General features: G+C 43.6%; 20 protein-coding genes. 15 read left to right on the plus strand and 5 right to left on the minus strand.

Features of this window, described 5'->3' with window-relative positions; genetic code table 11:
- Window positions 1–74: 74 nt before the first annotated feature.
- The 10 genes from EGI32_RS00005 to EGI32_RS00050 all read left to right on the plus strand — a co-directional run bounded on the left by EGI32_RS00005 (window position 75) and on the right by EGI32_RS00050 (window position 7,895).
- Window positions 75–335, plus strand: a complete 261-nt coding sequence (locus EGI32_RS00005; protein ID WP_255153248.1) for a GIY-YIG nuclease family protein — start codon at window positions 75–77, stop codon at window positions 333–335.
- A gap of 391 nt (window positions 336–726) precedes the next feature.
- On the plus strand, window positions 727–1,056 hold the full coding sequence (locus EGI32_RS00010) for a helix-turn-helix transcriptional regulator (protein WP_255153253.1): 330 nt from the start codon (window positions 727–729) through the stop codon (window positions 1,054–1,056).
- Between the two features lie 52 nt (window positions 1,057–1,108).
- Window positions 1,109–1,957: an arsenite methyltransferase gene (locus tag EGI32_RS00015; RefSeq protein WP_255153254.1), complete on the plus strand. Its 849-nt coding sequence runs from the start codon at window positions 1,109–1,111 to the stop codon at window positions 1,955–1,957.
- A 16-nt stretch (window positions 1,958–1,973) separates the two neighbouring features.
- Window positions 1,974–3,056 (plus strand): ACR3 family arsenite efflux transporter, encoded by a 1,083-nt coding sequence (arsB, locus tag EGI32_RS00020; protein ID WP_255153255.1) that lies wholly within the window; start codon window positions 1,974–1,976, stop codon window positions 3,054–3,056.
- Window positions 3,053–3,829 (plus strand): metallophosphoesterase, encoded by a 777-nt coding sequence (locus EGI32_RS00025; RefSeq protein WP_255153256.1) that lies wholly within the window; start codon window positions 3,053–3,055, stop codon window positions 3,827–3,829. The genes arsB and EGI32_RS00025 overlap by 4 nt, the downstream gene beginning before the upstream one ends.
- 21 nt (window positions 3,830–3,850) lie before the next feature.
- A complete protein-coding gene (gene gcvH / locus EGI32_RS00030; protein WP_255153257.1) occupies window positions 3,851–4,228 on the plus strand; it encodes a glycine cleavage system protein GcvH in 378 nt (125 codons plus the stop codon).
- Between the two features lie 1,432 nt (window positions 4,229–5,660).
- Window positions 5,661–5,954 carry a hypothetical protein gene (locus EGI32_RS00035; RefSeq protein ID WP_255153258.1) on the plus strand — a complete coding sequence of 98 codons (294 nt, stop codon included), beginning with the start codon at window positions 5,661–5,663 and terminating at the stop codon, window positions 5,952–5,954.
- A 68-nt stretch (window positions 5,955–6,022) separates the two neighbouring features.
- The gene (locus EGI32_RS00040; protein WP_255153259.1) at window positions 6,023–6,328 is read left to right on the plus strand and encodes an ATP-dependent Clp protease adaptor ClpS; all 306 of its coding nucleotides are present in this window, start codon (window positions 6,023–6,025) and stop codon (window positions 6,326–6,328) included.
- Between the two features lie 9 nt (window positions 6,329–6,337).
- Window positions 6,338–6,982: a leucyl/phenylalanyl-tRNA--protein transferase gene (aat, locus tag EGI32_RS00045; protein WP_255153260.1), complete on the plus strand. Its 645-nt coding sequence runs from the start codon at window positions 6,338–6,340 to the stop codon at window positions 6,980–6,982.
- Between the two features lie 319 nt (window positions 6,983–7,301).
- Window positions 7,302–7,895 carry a porin family protein gene (locus tag EGI32_RS00050; RefSeq protein WP_255153261.1) on the plus strand — a complete coding sequence of 198 codons (594 nt, stop codon included), beginning with the start codon at window positions 7,302–7,304 and terminating at the stop codon, window positions 7,893–7,895.
- A 154-nt stretch (window positions 7,896–8,049) separates the two neighbouring features.
- Here EGI32_RS00050 and EGI32_RS00055 read toward each other — a convergent pair whose 3' ends face one another.
- Both EGI32_RS00055 and EGI32_RS00060 read right to left on the minus strand, forming a co-directional pair.
- A complete protein-coding gene (locus EGI32_RS00055; protein WP_255153263.1) occupies window positions 8,050–10,293 on the minus strand; it encodes a Tex family protein in 2,244 nt (747 codons plus the stop codon).
- Between the two features lie 185 nt (window positions 10,294–10,478).
- The gene (locus EGI32_RS00060; protein WP_255153266.1) at window positions 10,479–11,825 is read right to left on the minus strand and encodes an exonuclease domain-containing protein; all 1,347 of its coding nucleotides are present in this window, start codon (window positions 11,823–11,825) and stop codon (window positions 10,479–10,481) included.
- A gap of 202 nt (window positions 11,826–12,027) precedes the next feature.
- Between EGI32_RS00060 and EGI32_RS00065 the strand changes: the two genes are divergently transcribed.
- The 3 genes from EGI32_RS00065 to EGI32_RS00075 all read left to right on the plus strand — a co-directional run bounded on the left by EGI32_RS00065 (window position 12,028) and on the right by EGI32_RS00075 (window position 15,768).
- On the plus strand, window positions 12,028–14,724 hold the full coding sequence (locus EGI32_RS00065; RefSeq protein WP_255153269.1) for a valine--tRNA ligase: 2,697 nt from the start codon (window positions 12,028–12,030) through the stop codon (window positions 14,722–14,724).
- Between the two features lie 75 nt (window positions 14,725–14,799).
- Window positions 14,800–15,267 (plus strand): hypothetical protein, encoded by a 468-nt coding sequence (locus EGI32_RS00070; protein ID WP_255153271.1) that lies wholly within the window; start codon window positions 14,800–14,802, stop codon window positions 15,265–15,267.
- Window positions 15,268–15,768, plus strand: a complete 501-nt coding sequence (locus EGI32_RS00075) for a GNAT family N-acetyltransferase (RefSeq protein ID WP_255153272.1) — start codon at window positions 15,268–15,270, stop codon at window positions 15,766–15,768. It begins immediately after the preceding gene.
- Between the two features lie 129 nt (window positions 15,769–15,897).
- Here the strand turns inward: EGI32_RS00075 and EGI32_RS00080 are convergent, their stop codons facing one another.
- The gene (locus tag EGI32_RS00080) at window positions 15,898–16,629 is read right to left on the minus strand and encodes an SIMPL domain-containing protein (RefSeq protein ID WP_255153273.1); all 732 of its coding nucleotides are present in this window, start codon (window positions 16,627–16,629) and stop codon (window positions 15,898–15,900) included.
- Between the two features lie 497 nt (window positions 16,630–17,126).
- Window positions 17,127–17,627, minus strand: a complete 501-nt coding sequence (locus EGI32_RS00085) for an Lrp/AsnC family transcriptional regulator (protein ID WP_255153274.1) — start codon at window positions 17,625–17,627, stop codon at window positions 17,127–17,129.
- A gap of 125 nt (window positions 17,628–17,752) precedes the next feature.
- Here EGI32_RS00085 and ahcY point away from each other — a divergent pair, with 125 nt between their 5' ends.
- The gene (gene ahcY, locus EGI32_RS00090; RefSeq protein WP_255153275.1) at window positions 17,753–19,081 is read left to right on the plus strand and encodes an adenosylhomocysteinase; all 1,329 of its coding nucleotides are present in this window, start codon (window positions 17,753–17,755) and stop codon (window positions 19,079–19,081) included.
- Between the two features lie 180 nt (window positions 19,082–19,261).
- Window positions 19,262–19,576, plus strand: a complete 315-nt coding sequence (locus EGI32_RS00095; RefSeq protein ID WP_255153276.1) for an HPF/RaiA family ribosome-associated protein — start codon at window positions 19,262–19,264, stop codon at window positions 19,574–19,576.
- Window positions 19,577–19,652: 76 nt separating this feature from the next.
- On the opposite strand, the gene EGI32_RS00100 is transcribed toward EGI32_RS00095, so the two are convergent.
- Window positions 19,653–22,409 carry a tail fiber domain-containing protein gene (locus EGI32_RS00100; RefSeq protein ID WP_255153277.1) on the minus strand — a complete coding sequence of 919 codons (2,757 nt, stop codon included), beginning with the start codon at window positions 22,407–22,409 and terminating at the stop codon, window positions 19,653–19,655.
- Between the last annotated feature and the right edge of the window lie 108 nt (window positions 22,410–22,517).

The raw sequence follows: 22,517 nt of genomic DNA on the forward strand, positions 1-22,517 counted from the left end.
GAGAATCCGCAGTTCGAGCCTCGTGATACCATCAATAGCTTCACATATTGCGGGCTTTAATTCACAAGACTGTCATGTTTTATTTTTATACTTTATACTCTTCCTCCCTTGATAAATTTTATATAGGACACACCAGCGATCTTCTTGCTAATCGTCTTGCCAAACACAATTCAAATCATAAAGGATTTACCGGTGGTCGGGGCGATTGGATAATTGTTTATCACGAAAAACACGAGACCAAAAATTTGGCATATGCCCGTGAGCGAGAGGTAAAGAAGTGGAAAAGCCGATCAAGAATACAAAAACTCATCAATACTACCGGCACAGTTGATTAGATCATCCCGCATTTCAATGCGGGAGGGTCCGCGGTTAGAGCCCGCGAACTCCCACACTACAGATAAGGGTTTCAGACGATTGAGTTTGAAACCCTTTTTTATTTGCCGCAGTTTTTAAGATATTTTTTTGCTGACCAATCAGACGTATTCAGCCCAAACCCACTTATTAAATCTTGTGATATTGAGGATATAAAAGTACGGTTCATAAATTGTTGCGAAAAATCTGATATGAGCTGAATTACAATTACTTTCACGCTAGTTTTCATAGGGTACGGATTAACCGGGGTACTGTTTTTACAGTTAGCCCCTTTTTTTTATACTGATGCGGAAATAAACAATAATATTGACATGTTAAACATTAATCGTAATATTGCGATACAAAGGATTTGATATGGGACTGACAAAAACAGATTTATTCACCAAAGAGCAAAACGATATGGCAGCTATGGCCAAAGCTATAGGCCATCCAGCCCGAATTGCCATCCTGCAATATCTGGTCAAAAAAAATGCCTGTGTCTGTGGGGATTTAGTAGAAGAATTAGGATTAGCCCAGGCGACGACCTCGCAACATTTAAAGGAACTTAAAAACATCGGGCTGATACAGGGCAGTATTGAAGGCGTGAACACATGCTATTGCATCGAGCCTAAAATGTGGAAGAAGTATAAAAGCCTATTTACTTTGTTCTTCAAGGAAGTGGCTACCGATCCTAAGTGCTGTTGATTTTTTTTGACCTCATTAATCGCAATATTACAATCAATTAAAAGGATATACCATGCAAACAGAAAACGACATCAAAAATCTTGTAAAACAGAAATACAGTGAAATCGCTTTACAAGCCAAAGAAGCTAATCAGGCATCGTGCTGCGGCTCTACCTGTTGCTCGACAGAAGTCTATAATATCATGAGCGAGAGTTACGATGAATTAGGTGGTTATAACCCGGATGCTGATTTAGGCTTAGGCTGCGGATTGCCGACCCAATTTGCCAAGATCAAAAAAGGCGATACGGTTATCGACTTAGGAAGTGGAGCAGGGAATGACTGCTTTATTGCTCGTGCTGAAGCGGGTGAAGAAGGCCAGATTATCGGGATTGATTTTACGCCTGCCATGATTGAAAAGGCAAAAGCAAATGCTCAAACGCTCGGCTTTACAAATATCGATTTCCGCCAGGGCGATATTGAGAATATGCCAGTGGATGCCAATACCGCTGATGTCATCGTCAGCAATTGTGTCCTTAACTTAGTACCGAATAAGTATGCCGTTATCAAAGATATTTATCGGGTATTAAAACCAAACGGCCATTTCAGCATTTCCGATATTGTGTTAATAGGCAACCTACCCAAAGCCTTGCAAGAAGCAGCCGAAATGTATGCAGGCTGCGTATCGGGGGCCATTCAGAAAGAAGATTATTTCGGCCTTATTACGGCCAATGGTTTTACCAATATTACCGTGCAAAAAGAAAAGGCCATTGTGATCCCTGATGACATCCTCTCCAAATATCTAAATGCCGAAGAATTGGCGGCTTTCAAGGCGGGAAGTACGGGCATATTCAGCGTGACGGTCTATGCAGAAAAACCACTAACAGAAAAAGCGCCGTGTTGCGGGACGGATTGTTGCAACTAACCTGAAAATATAAAAAATGTCAGCAAATAATTGCGCACCGGCGCACAATAGAAAAAAACTAAGCTTCCTCGACCGATTCCTAACATTGTGGATATTTGCCGCAATGGCGCTCGGTGTAGCCATTGGGTACTTTATCCCGACAGCACCGGAGTTCATCAATTCCTATTCAAGCGGCACCACCAATATTCCGCTTGCTATTGGATTGATCCTGATGATGTACCCGCCACTTGCCAAAGTGCGCTATGAAAAGATTGGGCAAGTTTTTAAGAATACTAAAATTCTCGGCGCATCGCTTTTATTGAATTGGATCATTGGCCCCATCCTGATGTTCTTCTTAGCGATTACCTTTCTGCACGATTACCCTGAATATATGATCGGCCTTATTCTCATCGGAATTGCCCGCTGTATCGCAATGGTCATCGTGTGGAACGAACTTGCCGAAGGCAACAGGGAGTATGCAGCAGGGTTGGTTGCTTTGAATAGTATTTTTCAAGTGTTGCTGTATAGTGTTTATGCCTATGTCTTTATAACCGTGTTGCCGCCATTATTCGGTTTAAAGGGCTTTAACGTCGATATTACCATTGGCGAGATTGCAAAAAGTGTCGCTCTTTATCTCGGATTACCCTTTGCGGCAGGTGTTGTCAGCCGCTTTGCTCTCGTAAAATTGAAAGGGGAAGAATGGTACAACACCAGGTTTATTCCAATCATTTCTCCGATCACCTTAATAGCCTTGCTGTTTACCATTGTTATCATGTTTAGTCTGAAAGGCAGCCTGATCGTTCAAATCCCTTTTGACGTGATCCGTATTGCAATTCCGCTTGCGATCTACTTTGCGATTATGTTTTTGGTCAGCTTCTTTGTGGGCAAAAAAATGGGCGCTGATTATTCGCAAAACGCTTCCATCGCCTTTACGGCTGCAGGCAACAATTTTGAACTGGCGATTGCCGTTGCCATCGGTGTTTTTGGAATCAACAGCGGCCAGGCCTTTGCGGGGGTGATAGGCCCACTCGTCGAAGTTCCGGCACTCATAGGGCTTGTGAATGTGGCCTTCTGGCTGCGTAAAAAATATTATTCATCACCTGAAATACAACCATCATGAAAATTGCACTTTTTTCCGATATACATGCAAACCTGCCCGCCCTGGAGGCTTTCTTTGTTGATGTTGAGAGCCGCCAGCCCAATATGATTTACTGTCTGGGTGATCTTGTCGGCTATAACATTTGGCCGAATGAAGTCGTCAATGAAATCCGCAAGCGTCGTATTCCAACGATTGCAGGCAATTACGATTTTGGCATTGGACGCATGAGCAATGATTGCGGGTGTGCCTATAAAACGGATGAAGAAAAGGACATGGGGAAGATTTCTATTTCCTATACCAACAGTATCATGAAAGATGAAGAACGGGCTTATCTAAGAACATTGCCCGCACATATCAAAGTCGAGTTTCAACTGAACGAGGACAAGCTCAACCTGCTGCTGGTACATGGCAGTCCTCGCAAGATTAATGAATACTTGTTTGAAGACCGCGAAGAAAAAAGCATGTTGCGGATCATGGAAACAGCGGATGCTGATGTGATGTGTTTCGGTCATACCCATAAGCCCTACCACCGTATTTTGAATAGCGCCCAGGAGGGGCAGCCGGCGCATTACAGGCACGCTATCAATATCGGATCTATCGGTAAGCCCAAAGACAGTAACCCCGAAGGCGGGTATGTGATGCTGACCCTTAAAGAGAATAGCGGCATAACGGACAAAGACAGCATCCAGGCTAAATTTATTCGGTTCAAATACGATGTAGAAAAGGCCGCAAAAGCGGTTGAGGACAGCCCTTTGCCGAATGAATATGCGACGATGCTAAGACAAGGATTTTAACAGACTTTCTTATACGTTTATATGAATTTTCCAAGCAATGTAAAATACCATCGTGAGCATACATGGCTCAACGTTGAGAATACGATAGGCACGATAGGCATCACAGATTTTGCGCAGAGCGAGTTAGGAGAAATCGTATTTGTTGATTTACCAGACACCGGGAAAATATTTAAGCAAGGTGACATCTTTGGTTCTATCGAAGCGCTCAAAACGGTGAGCGATCTCTTTATGCCCGTTTCAGGCAAAGTCATCGAGATTAATAAACCGCTCTGGCTAAACCCCGCTTGGGTAAACTCTGACCCTTTTGATAAAGGGTGGATGATAAAGATTGAACTGATAAAGCCTGATGAAATAGAAGGTTTATTATCAATCGAAGCCTATCAAGCTCTTGTTACCTAACAAGCGATTATTCTATGATCAATTAAGTATTAACATCCGACACCTTAAATAGTCAACTTACCTCGAAATGGCAGGAAGCTACGGCTTAGGGTTAAGTTCTAATCCAGCCTTTTTAAATGCAGCATCCATTACTAATTTTATAGCCAAAAATTTCTGCCTGTTAATATTACCCTGGCAACATTCCTTTTCATACCGATCCGGTGCATACAATAGCGAGATAGCCTGCCGATTTTTATAAATAAAAGCTGCCTGATATGTTTCGCCATGCAAGATGAAACATTGTTTATGCGTTTTATAGAAACAATCGTTCTGCAAGCTATCATCGTTCGCATCATTATAATTTAAGTTCCATCCTTTTGATTCCTTAAATAGTTTTAAAACTGCTTCAGCGGCATCCGAGGCACAACGATACTGTCTATTCGATTTTTCTTTATGTTATTCAACATCTGAATCATCCGTTTTGTATATATATAGCCAGTACATTGTGATGATGAATTATAACAGAAAACAAACCGCTGCTGATCCACCTGTGCTGCCATTGATGGATTATGCGGGTAATAGGCGACAATCAGTTTATACCGTTTTTGCAGACTTGAATAAAAACTATCAAGATTTCCAGCCTCCGAACTCTGTTTTTCTATCGTCCTTCCAGCGCTGGAAAATAGAGTCTGACAGCTGATAAAAACCAAGCTGCATACTATCCAACATATGATATTTCTTATTGGCATCCTTTTGTTGCCCATTTGGTAATAATAAATATTATTATTTTAATATACAACTCTTGGTGGCCAATACAGGGGAAATAAGTTTTTGAAACTGGTTGAGTCCATGTTCGCAATCAAATACTGATTGAAACAATAGCCTACATAGGCCATTTGTGACTAACCGTAAGATTAGCGAATAAGTGCCATCCGCTTTTGCCCTTCTTGTATCGAGGGAAATCTTTACACAAAATGAGCCCCTTTCATGCAATAAAGTAATGAAAAATTTACACGCAATTTGAACTCAAAATGCGGTTTTATCTAAAACAATACGATTTTGTAATAAATGCAACTTGTTTATGAGCAATCAAATGAAAACAGATGAAACCACATCAAACCATTATAACTACTCCTTATAAGCAGAAGGTCCGCGGTTCGAGCCCGCGAACTCTAAAGCCTCACAGATGGTGGGACTTATTTAGTTGCATAATATCGGTAAAAAAATCCACAAAACAGCCAAAACCCATTCTGCAAATTCTCATGAGTCCCTTCTTTGAAAGAAGATTTCAACAATTCGAATATTTACATTTTCATAATATCCACATTCAAGTCCGGTTAATTTTCCTCCCTACATTTGGCACGTATTATGTGATTTCGAACAGCCGATTCTTGCCTCCGTTCCACCAGGGAAAGAGGTTTTCATTTTATCATCCCGCTAATATTTTATAACAATGGAAATGCTCGATTTCTTCAAATGCGACGAAGACTTTAATAATTATTTATATGTGATAACCGGATTCAGTTATTCATTCCGTGTCACTTCATCTAGGCAAACTGAGAAAGGTGAAGAATATGGGGTATTTTACCAGGTGAAACCAGAAACGAAAGACGATGGATTTTTTGACTGGTATCATTTTAAAATGCCTGAAAGGCAATATTTTAGGACAAAAACCGAAGCCGTACTGCGTTTTACCATGCAATGGCTGCAGTGGCACCGGTCGAAAGGGCTTAACTTTTTCAAGTAACATTGCTCTTAATATTCCTTGTTTTTTTGCGTTTTAAAACACAGAAAATACTAGTTTTGCAAAACAGCATGAATTTTACCGCAACATATAATCCTGATCTGGCGCCCGACAGCGATGTGGATGTGCTCACCGAAACGGAAAGCAATTACTCGCTGGTAGTATGGAATGACGAGGTCAATACTTTCGAATGGGTAATTGAAACCCTGATAGAAATATGTGGCCATCAACAGGAACAGGCCGAACAATGTGCCATGCTCATTCACACCAAAGGAAAGTACGCCGTAAAAAACGGCAGCTACGATGAACTCAAGCCTCAATGCGATGCTATCACCGACCGGAAGATAGGCGCAACGATTGAAGTGATAGCAGGCTAACTTTACTCCATGTATCTTTTAGATCAACGAATCATTTTTCCCCCTGTACAATCAGCGGATGAAGACGGATTGCTTGCGATCGGTGGCGACCTGAGCACAGAACGTCTGCTGCTTGCTTACCGGCAAGGGATCTTTCCATGGTACAACGAAGATGAACCGATCTGCTGGTGGTGCCCCGACCCACGGTTCGTATTGTTTCCCGGAGAGTTGAAAGTGAGCAAAAGCATGAAATCCCTGCTAAAGAACAATTCATTTACATTCTCCGTGAACACCGCATTTGCAGAAGTGATTGAAAACTGCAAAACTACTTACCGCGAAGGCCAGCACGGAACCTGGATATCGCCCGATGTACAAAAGGCCTATACTACCCTGCATGAAAAAGGATTTGCGCACAGCGCCGAAGCCTGGCTTGATGGTAAACTCGTTGGAGGATTATATGGCATCCGCCTTGGCGATGTGTTTTTTGGAGAAAGCATGTTCAGCCATGTGAGCAATGCCAGCAAATTTGCTTTTATAAAATACATACAGCAGCTACAACAGGAAAACGTACGGCTCATCGATTGCCAGGTCTATACCGCACACCTGCAAAGCCTTGGCGCGAAGATGATCGGGCGGGATTCATTTATAAAGATTTTACAAGACCTGATTGTATGATGGCGTTACCTGTACGTAACATATTGCCAAGGATACTCAAATAATTGTCTTGAATATAATACCTGATCGTATTCGTGCATTCGTGGCAATACTACTCATAAATGATCTCTAAATATTTTAGTCTACCCCTAACCGTTAGTTTCATCTTCAGCCTATTTGTTAAACTGAAAATCAAAAGCAGCGTTTCCTGAAACCCTTTATAGGTAAGGATTTGAAAGAAATCCTAAAATTACAAAAGCTAAATTTTTCTTAAAGGCATTTTCAAATTTTCCAGCTGATTTTTTCCGCTTATACATTTGTGTTCTAAATTTAACCAAATATGAAAAAAGTACTAATGAGCGCCTTGATAGTGGCCTCTTTCTTTGGCGCAAAAGCGCAATCCGGAACTGTATTGGTAGGTGGAGACGTTGATTTCAGTAGCAACAAAGTGGAAAACTCTGATGTTAAAAGTCACTCTATCAGTTTTAATCCTTATGTAGGTTACCAGTTCAACGACAACTGGACCGCAGGTATCACCGCAGCATTGAACTCTTCCAAAAATGAAAATGGTATCAATGATAGCAAAAACAATTCCTTTGCGGCAGGGCCTTTCATTCGTTACACGAAACCGCTGTCGAATATTTTTGCAGTGTACGGACAACTGCAGGGCGTATATGGCGGTTACAAGAGCAAACTCACCTCGGGAAATGTAACGACTACTACGGCGGAAGGAAACACACTCGGGGTAAATCTTTTTCCTGCTGTCTTCATCAACCTGAAGAACAGCTTCGGACTTAACTTCAATGTGGGTGGTATCTCTTACAACAACAATGATCCAAAGAGCGGACCGGGTAATAACTCGTTCAATATAAACTTCGGAAAGACAGTATCGATAGGCCTTTCCAAGAACTTTGGAGGAAAGAAAAAAGCGTAGAAGGAATGTATGATGTGAGATGTATGATCTATGATATATGATGTATGATGTATGATGTATGATGTGGTTTATTCAACTGGTTAAGACTTTCCAAAATGCTGGTCGCCTCAACAGAAAGAAATCATACATCATACATCATACATCATACATTGTTTTAGTTTTTGAACCTGAGCTTTAATGCCGCTAACGCATCACTCATCGTGCCGGCAGGTGCTTCTGCTTTCGCAGCAGGTTTTGCAAATTGATTTTGTCTCGGCCTTGCTCCTCCCTGCGAATGTGCAGGTGCAGCTTCGGTCTGCTTGATGGATAACGCGATCCTTTTCCTTGCCACATCTACTTCCATCACTTTTACTTTTACCTGCTGATTCAGCTTCAATACTTCTCCCGGATCCTGGATGTATTTGTGTGCTATTTCCGATACATGTACCAGCCCATCCTGTTTTACACCAATATCCACAAACGCCCCAAAGCGTGTAAGATTGGTCACAATGCCCGGCACTTCCATTCCCACATGTACATCTTCGATAGAAAATATCTGGGCGAATTCAAACAACTGCACGCCACTACGCGGATCGAGGCCCGGCTTTTTCAACTCTGCCAGGATGTCTTTGATGGTATGTTCACCAAATGATTCACTGATGTATTTTTTTACTGAAATATCTTTTAATAAATTTTCATTGCCGATCATATCATTTACCGCCACGTTGAGGTCGGCCGCCATTGCCTGCACCAGCGAATAAGCCTCCGGATGCACCGCACTTGAATCGAGCACATCCTTTGCACCGGGTATGCGCAAAAATCCCGCACATTGCTCAAACGCTTTACCACCAAGCCTCGGCACTTTCAATAATTCTTTCCTGCTCGTGAATTTTCCCTGTTCCCTGCGGTAATTGATGATGTTATCGGCAATGGTGCTGCCGATACCACTCACATAACTCAACAGGTGCTTGCTCGCTGTATTTACATTCACCCCAACACTATTCACACAGCTCATAACGGTCTGATCGAGACGCTCTTTCAATCTCGGCTGGTTCACATCGTGCTGGTATTGCCCTACCCCGATACTTTTCGGATCGATTTTTACCAGTTCGGCCAGCGGATCCATCAATCTTCTGCCGATACTCACCGCACCACGGATTGTAATATCCTGGTCGGGAAATTCCTGGCGGGCGATCTCCGAAGCACTGTAAATGCTGGCACCATCTTCATTTACCAGGTAAACAGGCAACCCAAGCTGCAGCCCTTTTACAAACTGTTCGGTTTCCCTGCCGGCCGTACCATCGCCGATGGCGAATGCTTCGATATCAAATTGTTTCACGAGTGAACGGATGGTATGTTCCGCATCCTGCAGGCGATGATTTTTTTCATGTACATAAATAAGATCGGTTTTCAGCAACTCCCCTTTTTCATCTATGCAAACCACTTTACATCCGGTGCGGTATCCGGGATCGATCGCCAGTATTTTTTTACTTCCCAAAGGAGCGCTCAATAAAAGCTGGCGAAGATTTTCCGCAAATACATTGATCGCCTCTTCATCAGCAGCTGTCTTCAATGCAGTGCGGAACTCGGTTTCAAGACTTGGCTGCAGCAAACGGCGATAACTGTCCCTGATCGCTTTCCGCAGTTGTTCATTACAATTGCTCATGCCCTTGATGTACAATTCTTCGATGATCTCCAACGCGGTCTCTTCCTGCGGCTCTATCGCGATGCGGAGATAACCTTCCAGGAAACCACGCAACACCGCCAATGTACGATGTGATGGCACCGTAGCGATGCGTTCGTCGAAGGCAAAGTAGTCTTTATATTTTGCAGCTTCCGCTTCCTTTTCCGTAATGACGGTACTTTTGAGGGAAGCATCCCGCTCGAATAATTTTCTCATCTTTTCCCTCACGGTAATATCTTCATTCACCTGCTCTGCAATGATATCGCGTGCCCCCTGCAAAGCAGCATCCGTTGTCAGCACTTTTTCATTGAGGAATGCCCCCGCTTCTTTTTCAAGATCGATATCTTTTTGCGCCAGCAACATATCCGCCAGTGGCTGAAGCCCGTTTTCCCTCGCCGTTACAGCTTTGGTCTTGCGTTTTTGTTTGTACGGTAAGTACAGGTCTTCCAGCTGCGAAATAGTGACGGCGGCATTTATTTTTGCCTGTAACTCTTCCGTCATTTTTCCCTGCTCGGTGATGGTCTTTTCGATGAAAGCCTTTCGCTCGGCAAATTCATTCATTCCTTTATTTTCTTCCTGGATCTTTTGGATCTCTACCTCATCCAATGCACCCGTCATGTCTTTGCGGTAGCGGGCGATGAAAGGAATGGTACTGCCTTCTTCCAGCAACTGCAAAACCGTTTCTACCTGGGAGGGTTTGATGGATAACTTCTGTGCGATCAATTGTGCGAACATGTATGAATATTTTTTTATTTTATGTTGATTTTTCGAGGGCTGCGAAAATAGTGGAATTTGTGAAAACAAAAAGATTTTATCGATCAGCAGCAGGCTTTTAACCGCGGAGAACAGGAGTTAAAAGAGTTTACGCAGAGATTAAAAACATTTCTCTGCGTAAACTCCGCTTTCTCAATTCTCTGCGGTTAAAAGGTATACGAAACCCGTTTGGCAGGATTGGCTTCCACATAAGCATACAGGCTATTCCGTATGAAATTATTATCTGTGTAAGGCTGTAATTTTTCTTTCAACAGGTCTACCGGTGCGTCTTTCAACTGCCGGTCGATGTACCCCATTCCCCAAAAGCTTCCTTTCTCCATCAGCAGGCAAAGCAGCTCGTCTTTTTTTGTTCCGGTTTCCATCACGGCAAATGTGGGCAATTGCCGTTGCAATTCCTGCAAAGCCGCCACCACCTTCTGGTTGTAGATCATCGGGGGATCGAGCTCATCCAGTTCTTCCATTGTAAAAACGGTTTTATCGATGTGGCATAACCGGAGATCAAGCGCAAACTGCTCCGCCATTTTGCGCAGTAAAGTAATGCCATCGTATAACAGGTTGAACTGGCACAACGCCGGCAGGTTATTCTTCTTTTTATCGATCGCCAGCCGGAGATACCCTTTGTTATCTTCAAAACTATATAAACCGAATTTCTGCAAAGGTTCCTTCTGGCTGTAATTGTATTTCGGCCAAAGCCTTTTTATTTCGGTGCTTTCCAGCACCAGGGCATGCAATTCGCTGGCACATTCCTTAAACGTGATATCTGCTATCAGGCGTAAAAAATGCTGCCGCCGCAATGCCGCGTCATTGTGCGTAAAATGACTGCTCACCCGCTTCCTGATGTTGATGGCTTTGCCTACGTAGATCACTTTTCCTTTGATATCGTGAAAATAGTATACCCCCGCACTCAATGGCAGCCGATCGATCGTTTTTTTATCCAGCTGCATGGGAAGCCATTGTTCGCCGGAAGACTTCTTCAGCATCGCATCGATATACACCTGCCCGTTGGCCAGCAAAATTTTTTCAAACAATAAAACAGTCGCTTTGGCATCGCCATCGGCCCTGTGCCTGTTTTCCAGCGGGATACGCAGGCTGCGGCAAAGATTGCCCAGGCTGTACGAAGGAAGCCCGGTGAATGTTTTCCTGCTCAATCTTACCGTGCAGAGTTTTTTCACCACAAGATTGTACCCGGATTGATGCAGGTGATGTTTTAAAAAAGAAAAATCGAAATTGACATTGTGTGCGATGAAAATATTGCCGCTCAGCAGTTCATATATTTTCTCCGCAACTTCATCAAAGGTTGGCGCCGAAGCTACCATCGCGTTACTGATGCCCGTAAGCGAAGTGATATGCGCCGGAATCCTGTGCCCGGGATTGATGAGTGTAGTATAATGCCCTGTCACTTCATGTCCATCGTGCCGGTATATAGATACTTCTGTAATCCCGCTGGATGAAGCGGAACCGCCGGTGGTTTCGATATCTACTATACAATACAAATCAATGAAGAATTAAAAATTACGAATTACGAATTTTATAGGCACCAGGATATTTGATGACACCGACGCAAATTACTAACTATTTTAGTTATTTGCCACATATTTTAAAATTTTCCTTCAATGCCGAACAATTCGTAATTCGTAATTTTTAATTCGTAATTCTCTTCAGTACCTTTGTCGACTTTAAAAAAGGTAATGCTTCATGGAACTTTCAAAGAATTTCGAGCCGCAGGCAATTGATAATAAGTGGTATAAACACTGGATGGATAAAGGTTATTTCAACAGCACCCCGGATGGCCGGGAAGCTTATACCATTGTGATGCCACCGCCAAATGTGACCGGTGTGCTGCATATGGGCCATGCGCTCAACAATACCATTCAGGATATCCTTATCCGCCATGCAAGGATGCAGGGCAAAAATGCTTGTTGGGTACCGGGCACCGATCATGCTTCCATTGCCACAGAAGCCAAAGTGGTGGCTATGCTCCGCGAAAGGGGCATCACCAAATCTTCCCTCACCCGCGACGAATTCCTGGCGTATGCCTGGGAATGGAAAGAAAAATATGGCGGCATCATTTTGCAGCAGTTGAAAAAACTGGGCTGTAGCCTCGACTGGAACCGCACTTCCTTCACCATGGATAAGGATTATTATGCATCGGTGATAAAAGTATTTGTGGACCTGTATGAAAAAGGACTGATCTACCGCGGCAAACGCATGGTAAACTGGGACCCTGTGAGCCTCACTGCGCTGAGTGATGAAGAAGTGATCTTTAAAGATGTTGATTCAAAACTATATTTCGTTCATTATAAACTGGAAAATGGCGATCCGGGTATCACTGTTGCCACCACCCGCCCGGAAACGATCCTCGGCGATGTGGCCATTTGTGTGAACCCGGCAGACGAACGCTATTCCAGCCTTATTGGTAAGGAAGTGATCGTTCCGATCATCAACCGCAGGATCCCGATCATCGCCGATGAATATGTATCGGCCGATTTTGGTACCGGTGCGTTGAAGATCACCCCGGCGCATGACAAGAACGATAATATGCTCGGGCTTAAACATAACCTGAAAGCGATCGATACGCTGGATGTTACCGGGAAATTTACCGCTGAAGAATTGCTGGAGGAAAACCCTTCGGAACTGGTGCTGTCTTATGTTGGCACCGACCGTTTTGCTTTGCGGAAAAAGATCGTGCAGGATATGGAAGAACTGGGACAGATCATCAGGATAGAAGATTACAAAGGACAGGTAGGTACGAGCGAAAGAACGGGTGCGGTGATCGAAAGCAAATTGTCGATGCAATGGTTCATCGACATGAAAAAATTTCTGGAAAAGAATCCGCAGTCTTTGAGCGCCGTGATGGATGACACCATAGAATTTCATCCCGCTAAAGCGAAAAATACTTACAGCCACTGGCTGAACAATATCAAAGACTGGTGCATCAGCCGCCAGCTCTGGTGGGGGCAGCGCATACCGGCATGGTACGATGAGGAAGGCAATTATTATGTAGCCGCTACAGAAGCTGAAGCCAGGCAACAAGCCGCAGCAAAATCGCCAACATTCAACCTTGAACATTCCACCTTAAGCCAGGACGAAGACGTACTGGATACCTGGTTCTCCAGCTGGCTCTGGCCCATGGAAGTTTTCAAAGGCATCAGCAACCCGGGCAATGAAGAAGTAAAATATTATTACCCGTCCACCACCCTCGTTACCGGGCAGGACATCATCTTTTTCTGGGTAGCCAGGATGATCATGGCGGGTTATGAATATGAACAGGAATATCCGTTCAAGGATGTTTATTTCACCGGAATGGTGCGTGACAAACAAGGCCGCAAAATGAGCAAACAACTGGGCAATTCGCCGGACCTGCTCGGCCTGATCGACCAATATGGCGCTGATGCGGTACGCTTTGGCATCATGATAGCATCCCCTGCGGGAAATGATCTGTTGTTTGATGAAAGCTCGCTGGAACAGGGAAGGAATTTCAATAATAAATTGTGGAATGCGCTCAAGCTGGTAAAAATGTGGGAAGGAAAGCAGACGACGGACGACCGACGACCGACCACCGAAAGTATTGCTGACAACTCACATCTTACAACTCACAACTTTGCGATTTCCTGGTTCGAAAACAGGTTGGCAGAAGTATGTACTGAAGTGGATACTTTGATGAAACAGTTCCGTTTGAGCGAAGCGTTGAAATCTGTTTATTCCCTGATCTGGACGGATTTCTGTAGCTGGTACCTGGAATGGGTTAAGCCTGGTTTTGAACAACCGATCGATGCAGGTGTTTATAAAAAAACAATTGGCTTCTTTTCAGAACTGATGCAATTGCTGCACCCGTTCATGCCGTTCGTTTCGGAAGAATTATATCATCAGCTGGAAGAAAGGACAGATGATCTTTGTGTGAAACAAATGCGTTCTTATCCTTCTCCCGATACCCCCATACTTCAGCATGGGGATCTGCTGAAAGACACTATCACGGCCATCAGGGATGTGAGGAACAAACAGCAGGTGAAACCGAAAGAGACCATCGTGCTGCATATCCAGTCGGAAAATAAACACGTGTATGCCATCATTGAATCGCTGCTGGCAAAACAGGTTAACGCAAGCGCCGTGCATGATATTTTTGAACCGGTAGAAGGAACAGTCACGCTGGTGTTGGGTAAGGATAAATTTTACATACAGACACCGCAGCCTTTGAACACAACCGGCCAGAAAGAAGGGCTGCTCAAAGAACTGGATCATCTGAAAGGTTTCCTGGCATCGGTAGAGAAAAAGCTGGGTAATGAAAAATTTGTACAGAATGCCCGGCCGGATGTACTAGCGTTGGAACAAAAGAAGAAATCTGATGCCGAATCGAAAATAAAAGTGATCGAAGAAAGCCTTGCCGGGCTTTAATCTGAAATTGCTGTTAAAGTACGGGGCGCACAATTTTTCTTTTTGTAGATTCGTTTTTTTAAGAATATAATTTCTATGAAATATAAATATCTGTTGCTTGTTGTGCTCTGGGCCTCTTTCCATACCGGTTTGAAGGCGCAGACAAAACCGAAAGAAACCAAAATAGCACCTTATAAAGTACCGAAAATGTCTACCCTGCTCGGGCAATACAAAGATTCGGTTGTGCTGCCGAGGCAGGATGTATTGAAAGCTTTAGCATTGCCATTGCGGGTGGTGGATGAAAAAGGAGTGGTGTATGTTGTTACCAATTACCAGGTGGCATACAAACAAATGACTGTTTCAGAAACAGAAGATGGCAAGGCAATACCGGCCACCAGCCTTTCTTCCCAGCGTTTTTCCGCCACGCCGATCAGTGCCAAATGGCTTGATTTTTTAAACGAACGATTGAAAAAAGGAGAAGAGGTTTTCTTTTTCGACATCATCGCAAAGGATCCGAAAGGAAGGGTGATGTATGCTCCAAACCTAAAAATAATCTCCCTGTAAATGTTCTTCCGTAACGCCGGCATTCCGGATATCGACATTATCCGCAACCTGGCACATACTATCTGGCCTGTGAGTTATAAGGGGATCATCACCGATGAACAGATCGGCTACATGCTGGAACTTATTTACAGCAAAGCTGCACTTATAAAACAGATGGATGAATTGAAACACCAGTTCGTGCTGGTTTATAATGATGATGAAAATGCAACAGGCTTTGCTTCATATTCCCCGAAAGTAAATGACGACACCGGTACTTTCCGTCTCAATAAATTATATCTCCTTCCCGATCAGCAAGGAAAAGGCACAGGTAAAGCCTTATTGCAACATGTAAAAGATGCCGTTAAAAAACTTGGCGGCAAATCGCTTGAGCTGAATGTGAATAAAGAAAATCCAGCGATACAGTTTTACAAAAGAAATGATTTCACCATTACAAAAACCGAAGTGCTGGATATCGGCCATGGATTTGTGATGGATGATTATATCATGAGCTCAACAGTTTAAAAGGTTCAAAAGTTTAAAAGGTTCAACAGTTCAAAAGTTCAAGAGGTTCAAAACGTTGCCATTCTAACGAATAACATTTGGAACCTCTTGAACTTTTGAACTTTTGAACTGTTGAACCTTTTGAACCTTTTAGTCTACTGCAAAATCAACCTTCATGGTGATCGTGGCAGTTTTATTTTTGCTGCTGGTGTTGAACACACCGCCATAACTGTAATCTTCGTTGCTGTTTTGCCCCGTGATCTGAAACACACCCATGGTCGCTTTCCTGATCTTCCCTAAAGAACTCCCCGCATTTTTAGCGATCGTTTCCGCACGCAGCTTAGCGTCGGCGCTGGCTTTGGCCAAAAGATCGATCTTTAATTCAGACAGCTTGGTATAATAATAGGATGGCGAAGTCGAATTCAGTTCGATACCTGATTCGATGAGCTCGGTGATCTCACGGGAGATCTTTTCTACTTTATCGATACTTTTGGAATCCACCGTAACGCTTTGTTTGAGGTTGTAACCGGTGAATTCGCTTCCTATCTGGCGGCCATTCTCATCGAACCTGTTGTTGAATTCCTTATCGATGCTGATCGCAGAAAACACCATTTCATTTTCTGAAACACCTTTCTGTGCCAGGTAAGATCTTATCCTTGCCTCATCCTCTTTAAGCGAAGCGTAAGCACTTTTGAGATCCAGGTTTTTACGGGTATAATTCCCTTCCCAAACAATCTGGTCACTCACGAAATCCTTTTCGGCAGAGCCGGTAACGGTAATGTTTTCAGTGGTTTTGAATTTGTACTTATACGCATTCCCGATCAGGAAAAAAGAAATGATAATAGCGATTGCCACAATGGCTACTCCGATAGAAGTTTTCATGTATATTTTATTTATTGATTTGAAAGATAGGGCAAATTATAATTCATTGGATAAACTTCACTTTTTTTAACTTTTACACAAATCGATAAGCGTTGTAAGAATGCGCTGCGGTGCGTTCGGCTTGCCACGAATACACGAATGAGATACCTATAATTTTTTATCGCAGTTTATTCGTGCATTCGTGGCATTTCTCTTTTTAAAAATTCACCGCTGGTTACTGATCTCCGCCGTATAATGGATGATGTATGATGGAAGATGTGCATTTTCAACCAAAGAAATAAGAAGATCGCAGATTTCAAAGGGATGAAGGCGATTACACAGATTATTTCCTGCAAGCAGGAAATGAAAATGCAGTTTGTAAAAACTTGTACTCTTTAGATGGGCACAATTTTTACAAACTGCATTTCTGTTTTTACGAACTAAAAATAATCTGTGTAACCGCCTTCATCCCTTTGAAATCTGTGATCCATTTCTCCGCTTCCATCAGTAATTCGTGGTTAATAAATTAATTGGTGCGTTTCCTTCACCACCCCCATTACAAATACGCTTTGCTGATGCCCCAGATTTTCTACCTGTCCGAGTTTGTTCACGTGAAAATCGTAATAGGCATTCATATCCTCCGTCACCACTTTCAGCATGAAGTCGAATTCGCCGCTGATGGTATAACATTCGATCACTTCGTGCATGGCATTGATGGCTTTGATGAATTGCACCCCGGCCGTCTTGCTGTGCTGCCGCAATGATATATAACAGATGGCCATGAGCCCCTTTTTGACTTTGGAATGATCGAGCAAAGCGGCGTATTGCCGGATGACCCCGCTCTGTTCCAGCCGCTTGATGCGTTCGTGCACCGGCGTGGTACTGAGGTGTATCTTTTCGGAGATCTCCTTTACCGTGATGCGGGCATTCTGCTGCAGCAGTTTCAATATCGCCAGGTCGGCTTTATCGAGGTTCGGAACCGGGATAGTTGTTTCGGCTTTTTGAACAGATGATTTCATATCTCAATAGTATTTTATCCTTCAATATGTAAATATACTGTCATTTTATCCTGAAGTTAAATATTCACATAGTTTTTTATTCTAGTTGAAGTACATTTGTGGCCTAATTTTAAAAATCACAAATTATGTCAACAATTACAGAAAAAGGAATTGATTTTTCTTTGAAAAACAAAGTTGCAGATATCAGCCTTGCTGAATGGGGCCGCAAAGAGATCATGCTTGCTGAAGCAGAAATGCCGGGTCTTATGAGCCTTCGTGAAGAATATGGAGCAAGTCAGCCATTGAAAGGTGCACGCATCGCAGGTTGCCTTCACATGACGATCCAGACTGCCGTATTGATAGAAACCCTGGTTGCCCTGGGTGCCGAAGTAAAATGGAGCAGCTGTAATATCTTCTCTACGCAAGACCAGGCTGCTGCCGCTATTGCTGCTGCAGGCATTGGTGTATTTGCATGGAAAGGACAGACACAGGAAGAAGCTGACTGGTGTATCGAGCAAACCTTGTTCTTTGGTGGTGCTGACCGTCCGTTGAATATGATCCTGGACGATGGTGGTGATCTTACCAACATCGTATTTGATAAATACCCTGAGCTGATCGCAAACATTAAGGGTTTGAGCGAAGAAACCACAACAGGTGTTCACCGTTTGTACGAAAGGATGGCCGCAGGCACTTTGCCTATCCCGGCTATCAACGTGAACGATAGCGTTACAAAATCTAAATTCGATAACAAATACGGTTGTAAAGAATCCCTGGTAGATTCTATCCGTCGTGCTACCGACGTAATGATGGCAGGTAAAGTTGCTGTTGTTGGTGGTTATGGTGATGTGGGTAAAGGTTCTGCTGAATCTTTGCGTGGCGCAGGTGCACGTGTGATCGTTACCGAGATCGATCCTATCTGTGCTTTGCAGGCTGCTATGGACGGTTTTGAAGTAAAGAAAATGATCGATGCGGTGAAAGAAGCTGACATCATCGTGACTGCTTCAGGCTGCCGCGACCTGATCACTGCCGAACATTTCAAAGTGATGAAAGATAAAGCGATCGTTTGTAACATCGGTCACTTCGATATCGAGATCGATATGGCATGGCTGAACGAAAACTATGGTAATACTAAAAACACCATCAAGCCACAGGTTGATCTTTATACCATTGATGGAAAAGATATCATCGTACTGGCTGAAGGCCGCCTGGTAAACCTTGGTTGCGCAACCGGTCACCCATCATTCGTAATGAGTAACTCATTCACCAACCAGACCCTGGCACAGATAGAACTTTGGGTAAATACTGATAAGTACGAAAACAAAGTATACGTACTACCTAAACACCTGGATGAAAAAGTTGCCCGTTTGCACCTTGCGAAGATCGGTGTGGTATTGGAAGAACTGACCACTGCACAGTCTGAATATCTGGGCGTGAGCAAAGAAGGTCCTTTCAAATCGGAAATGTACCGTTACTAATTAAGAATTAAAAATTAAGAATTAATAATGAGAGCCCGTTCTGTTTGAACGGGCTTTCTGTTTTTGCATCCTTAATTTGAAATTTTTAATTCTGAATTGTGTTTTCGTTGGCATTATTCTTGAGCCATTAATGCTACCTTGTAACAGGTACAAATCAATTTTTCATTAAAAAAAAAGGATATGCTGATACAGATCAACACCGACAAAAACATTGAAGGAAGTGAAGGACTCATCGTTCATTTTAGCGAAGTTCTAAAAGATACATTGGGCAGGTTCGATGAACAGATTACCCGTGTGGAAGTTCACCTGAGTGATGAGAACGGAAGTAAGGAAGCAGGTGACGACAAAAAAGCCATGATAGAGGCCCGGCTCAGGGGATTGAACCCGATAGCAGTCACCAGCCACGCCGATACCATACACAAAGCAGTAAAAGCTGCGTCTGAAAAGCTGGTCCATAGTCTTGAAAAAGCGATCGGCCACCAGAGGGCGTACTAAAGTCATAATGAGGAATAAGAAAGTGGGCTGTCATATGAACCTCCTTTCTTATTCCTTATTTTTCATTCCTTATTTCTTATTTCTTTTCCAAAGCTGTAAGCCTCGCTTCCATTTTCTCTAATAATTCTTTTTGCGAAGCGATCAGTTTTTGCTGATCGGTGATCATCACCTGCTGCTCCTGTACGGCTTTGACCAGCGGCACTACAAATTCGGCATAGGCCAACGAATAATGATCGTTCTCATTTTGCGGTTTGTTCACCCCACTGAAATCATACCCGACTGCATTCGCCACTTCTTCTACTTGTTGTGCACTGAAGCCGCTTACCAATTTTTGGTCTGCCCTTTTGGATTGCTGCTTTGCAAACAACTTAGTGATGCTATCGCCTTTTGAACCGTATTGAAAATTATTAAGTTTTTCCACATCAAGATTATAAACGATCGGCTGCAGTTTCAGTATGAAATCCAGGCCATGAGCCTCCGGCTGAATGTTTTTCTTAAACCGAACATCGCTCAGTTTGCTCCACTCCTGCATGCCTCCGATCACCGCCGTTTGTGAATTACCTAGCACTACATAATTTGGTGCCGCATAAGTAGAAAGCCAGCCTACCGCAACGGAATTATTATAATTAGTTAAACCCTGGCCCACACCTGCGTTCGTACCGATCGCCACATTGTTATTTCCTATCTCATTGTATTGAAGCGCCTGGTAACCCACTGCTACGTTCGCAAGCCCGGCAGTATTATTCGTAAGGCTGTTATATCCTACGGCAACATTATAACTCGCATTCGTATTTTTAGCGGCTTTGTTGCCCAGGGCCACATTGAGACTGCCTGCAATGTTTGATGAGAGGGATGACATGCCAAGTGCAGTATTTTCTTCACCACCCTGGTTTAGAGAAAGGCTACCCGTTCCTATAGCAGTATTAGAACTGCCGCCTTGATTGCTGCTTAAGGCGCTTGAACCTACAGCTGTATTATTGGAACCTCCAAGATTGCCCTGAAGGGCCGATGAGCCGACCGCGGTATTAAAAAAACCGCTGGAATTGAATCGTAATGCCGATTGGCCAAATGCAGCATTATACGCACCGTTGTTATTAAATTCCATGCTGGAAACGCCGGCAGCAGTGTTTTGCATCCCGGTAACATTACCTGTGAGGGAGCGGACACCAACAGCTGTATTTTGATCACCTCCCGTATTTGCAATAAGTGCCCTGTCTCCGATAGCGGTATTTTCGTCCCCGCTTGAATTATTCATCAGGGTTTGAAACCCAATGCCTGTATTAGAATTACCGGAAATATTTTTAAAAAGAGATTTTGACCCTACAGCAGTATTATAGCCGGCAGAATTATTAAGGAGCGAATACAAGGCGGAATCACCGACTGCTACCGTATTGTGTGCGGTAGTATTGGAGGCCATCGCATTGGTTCCAATGGCTACATTACTGTAACCTTTCGTATTTTTCGATAAGGAATAAAATCCGGCAGCAACATTATCATTCCCATTAGCATTGTTAAATAGTGACGATGCTCCAATACCTACATTGCGGCTTCCGGAGTAAGCATTCTGGTTAGCCTGGTATCCAAGGACTGTATTATCATGGCCGTTGTAGAGTTCACTCATGGAATTGTTACCAATAGAGGTATTCCGGTTTCCAGACTGGTTATTGGTCATCGTTTCATCTCCCAATGCCAGGTTGCCTGTTCCATCGTAGTTCTCTTTGAGCGCTTTCCTCCCAATGGCTACATTGAATTTGCCGGTCTCGTTTTCTTTCATCGCTTCATAACCGATCGCTATATTGCCATACCCGGAAATATTTTTCATCAGGCTTTTTGCGCCGATGGCGACAGTACCGTCAAAATCAGCACCGTTTAAAGGATCAGTATTCTGGGCATGTAAGCTGCTGTCGCCGATCACAACAATATTACTGGCATATGCTATCCGGCCTGCAGCGAAGCTCCCGATTACAACGTTGGAAAAACCCATCTTGTTGGTTTGAAACGCTTTTGCTCCAATAACAGTATTATTGTTGGCAACCGTGTTATAATTGAGTGCGAAAGAACCCACTGCCGTATTATTGTTTCCTGTTGTATTGGACCCTAACGCCTGCATTCCGGTAGCGGTGTTGCTGCTACCGGTGGTATTGTTTAATAAAGAGGTTGAACCTGTTGCCGTGTTCCAGAAACCAGTGGTATTTGTTGTCAGAGCCGAGTAGCCGATCGCGGTATTCCGGTATCCGTTAAGATCATTCGCGGTCTGCGATTTAAGTGCATTGTATCCTACCGCAGTATTTCCAATGCAGGTTGTACATATTGCCAAAGCATTGGTACCAATGGCTACGTTACCCTGACCTGTCCCCGGATCAGGGAGGGCATTGAGGCCAAGGCTAAAGTTTAAGCCATTGGGATTTATTTCCCCAGCGTGTGAATTATTCACGCGGAATTTTAATGGATTGTTATCCGTAGTTCCCAGAAAATTTGTTGCCGCATTTATGCCATTGTTACCGGTTAAAGACCAGCCACCCACTACCGATGTTGTGCCACCAATGGCCATCCATTTATTCCCGTTCCAGAAATAAAAGCCCGGAGTGATACTGGCAGCGCCGCTTCCGGCAGTGGCTGTATTGTACACCAGCAGTGAAATGGCAGGTGATGCGATGGTGACAACATCGGTATTGCTTAAAAGCGAAACACGCGGTAATAAAAAGCCTTTGTTGCTGCTGCTCACATCCAGCATCGAGCTTGCTGCGGGATTGTTGGTGCCAATACCAGCGTTCTGTGCATTCGCCAGAACAAGGCTGCAGATCAGTAAGGAAAGTAAAAATATTTTCTTCATAATGTTAGTTGTATAAATGACTGTATTGATACGAAGACAAAAATATTCGTGTAGGCATTACCGGTAGGTTGGCGATTCCCCAACGGGAAGCGCCGATGTATAAACGGT

The sequence above is a fragment of the Ferruginibacter sp. HRS2-29 genome (assembly GCF_024343615.1).
Classification (GTDB): Bacteria; Bacteroidota; Bacteroidia; order Chitinophagales; family Chitinophagaceae; genus Ferruginibacter.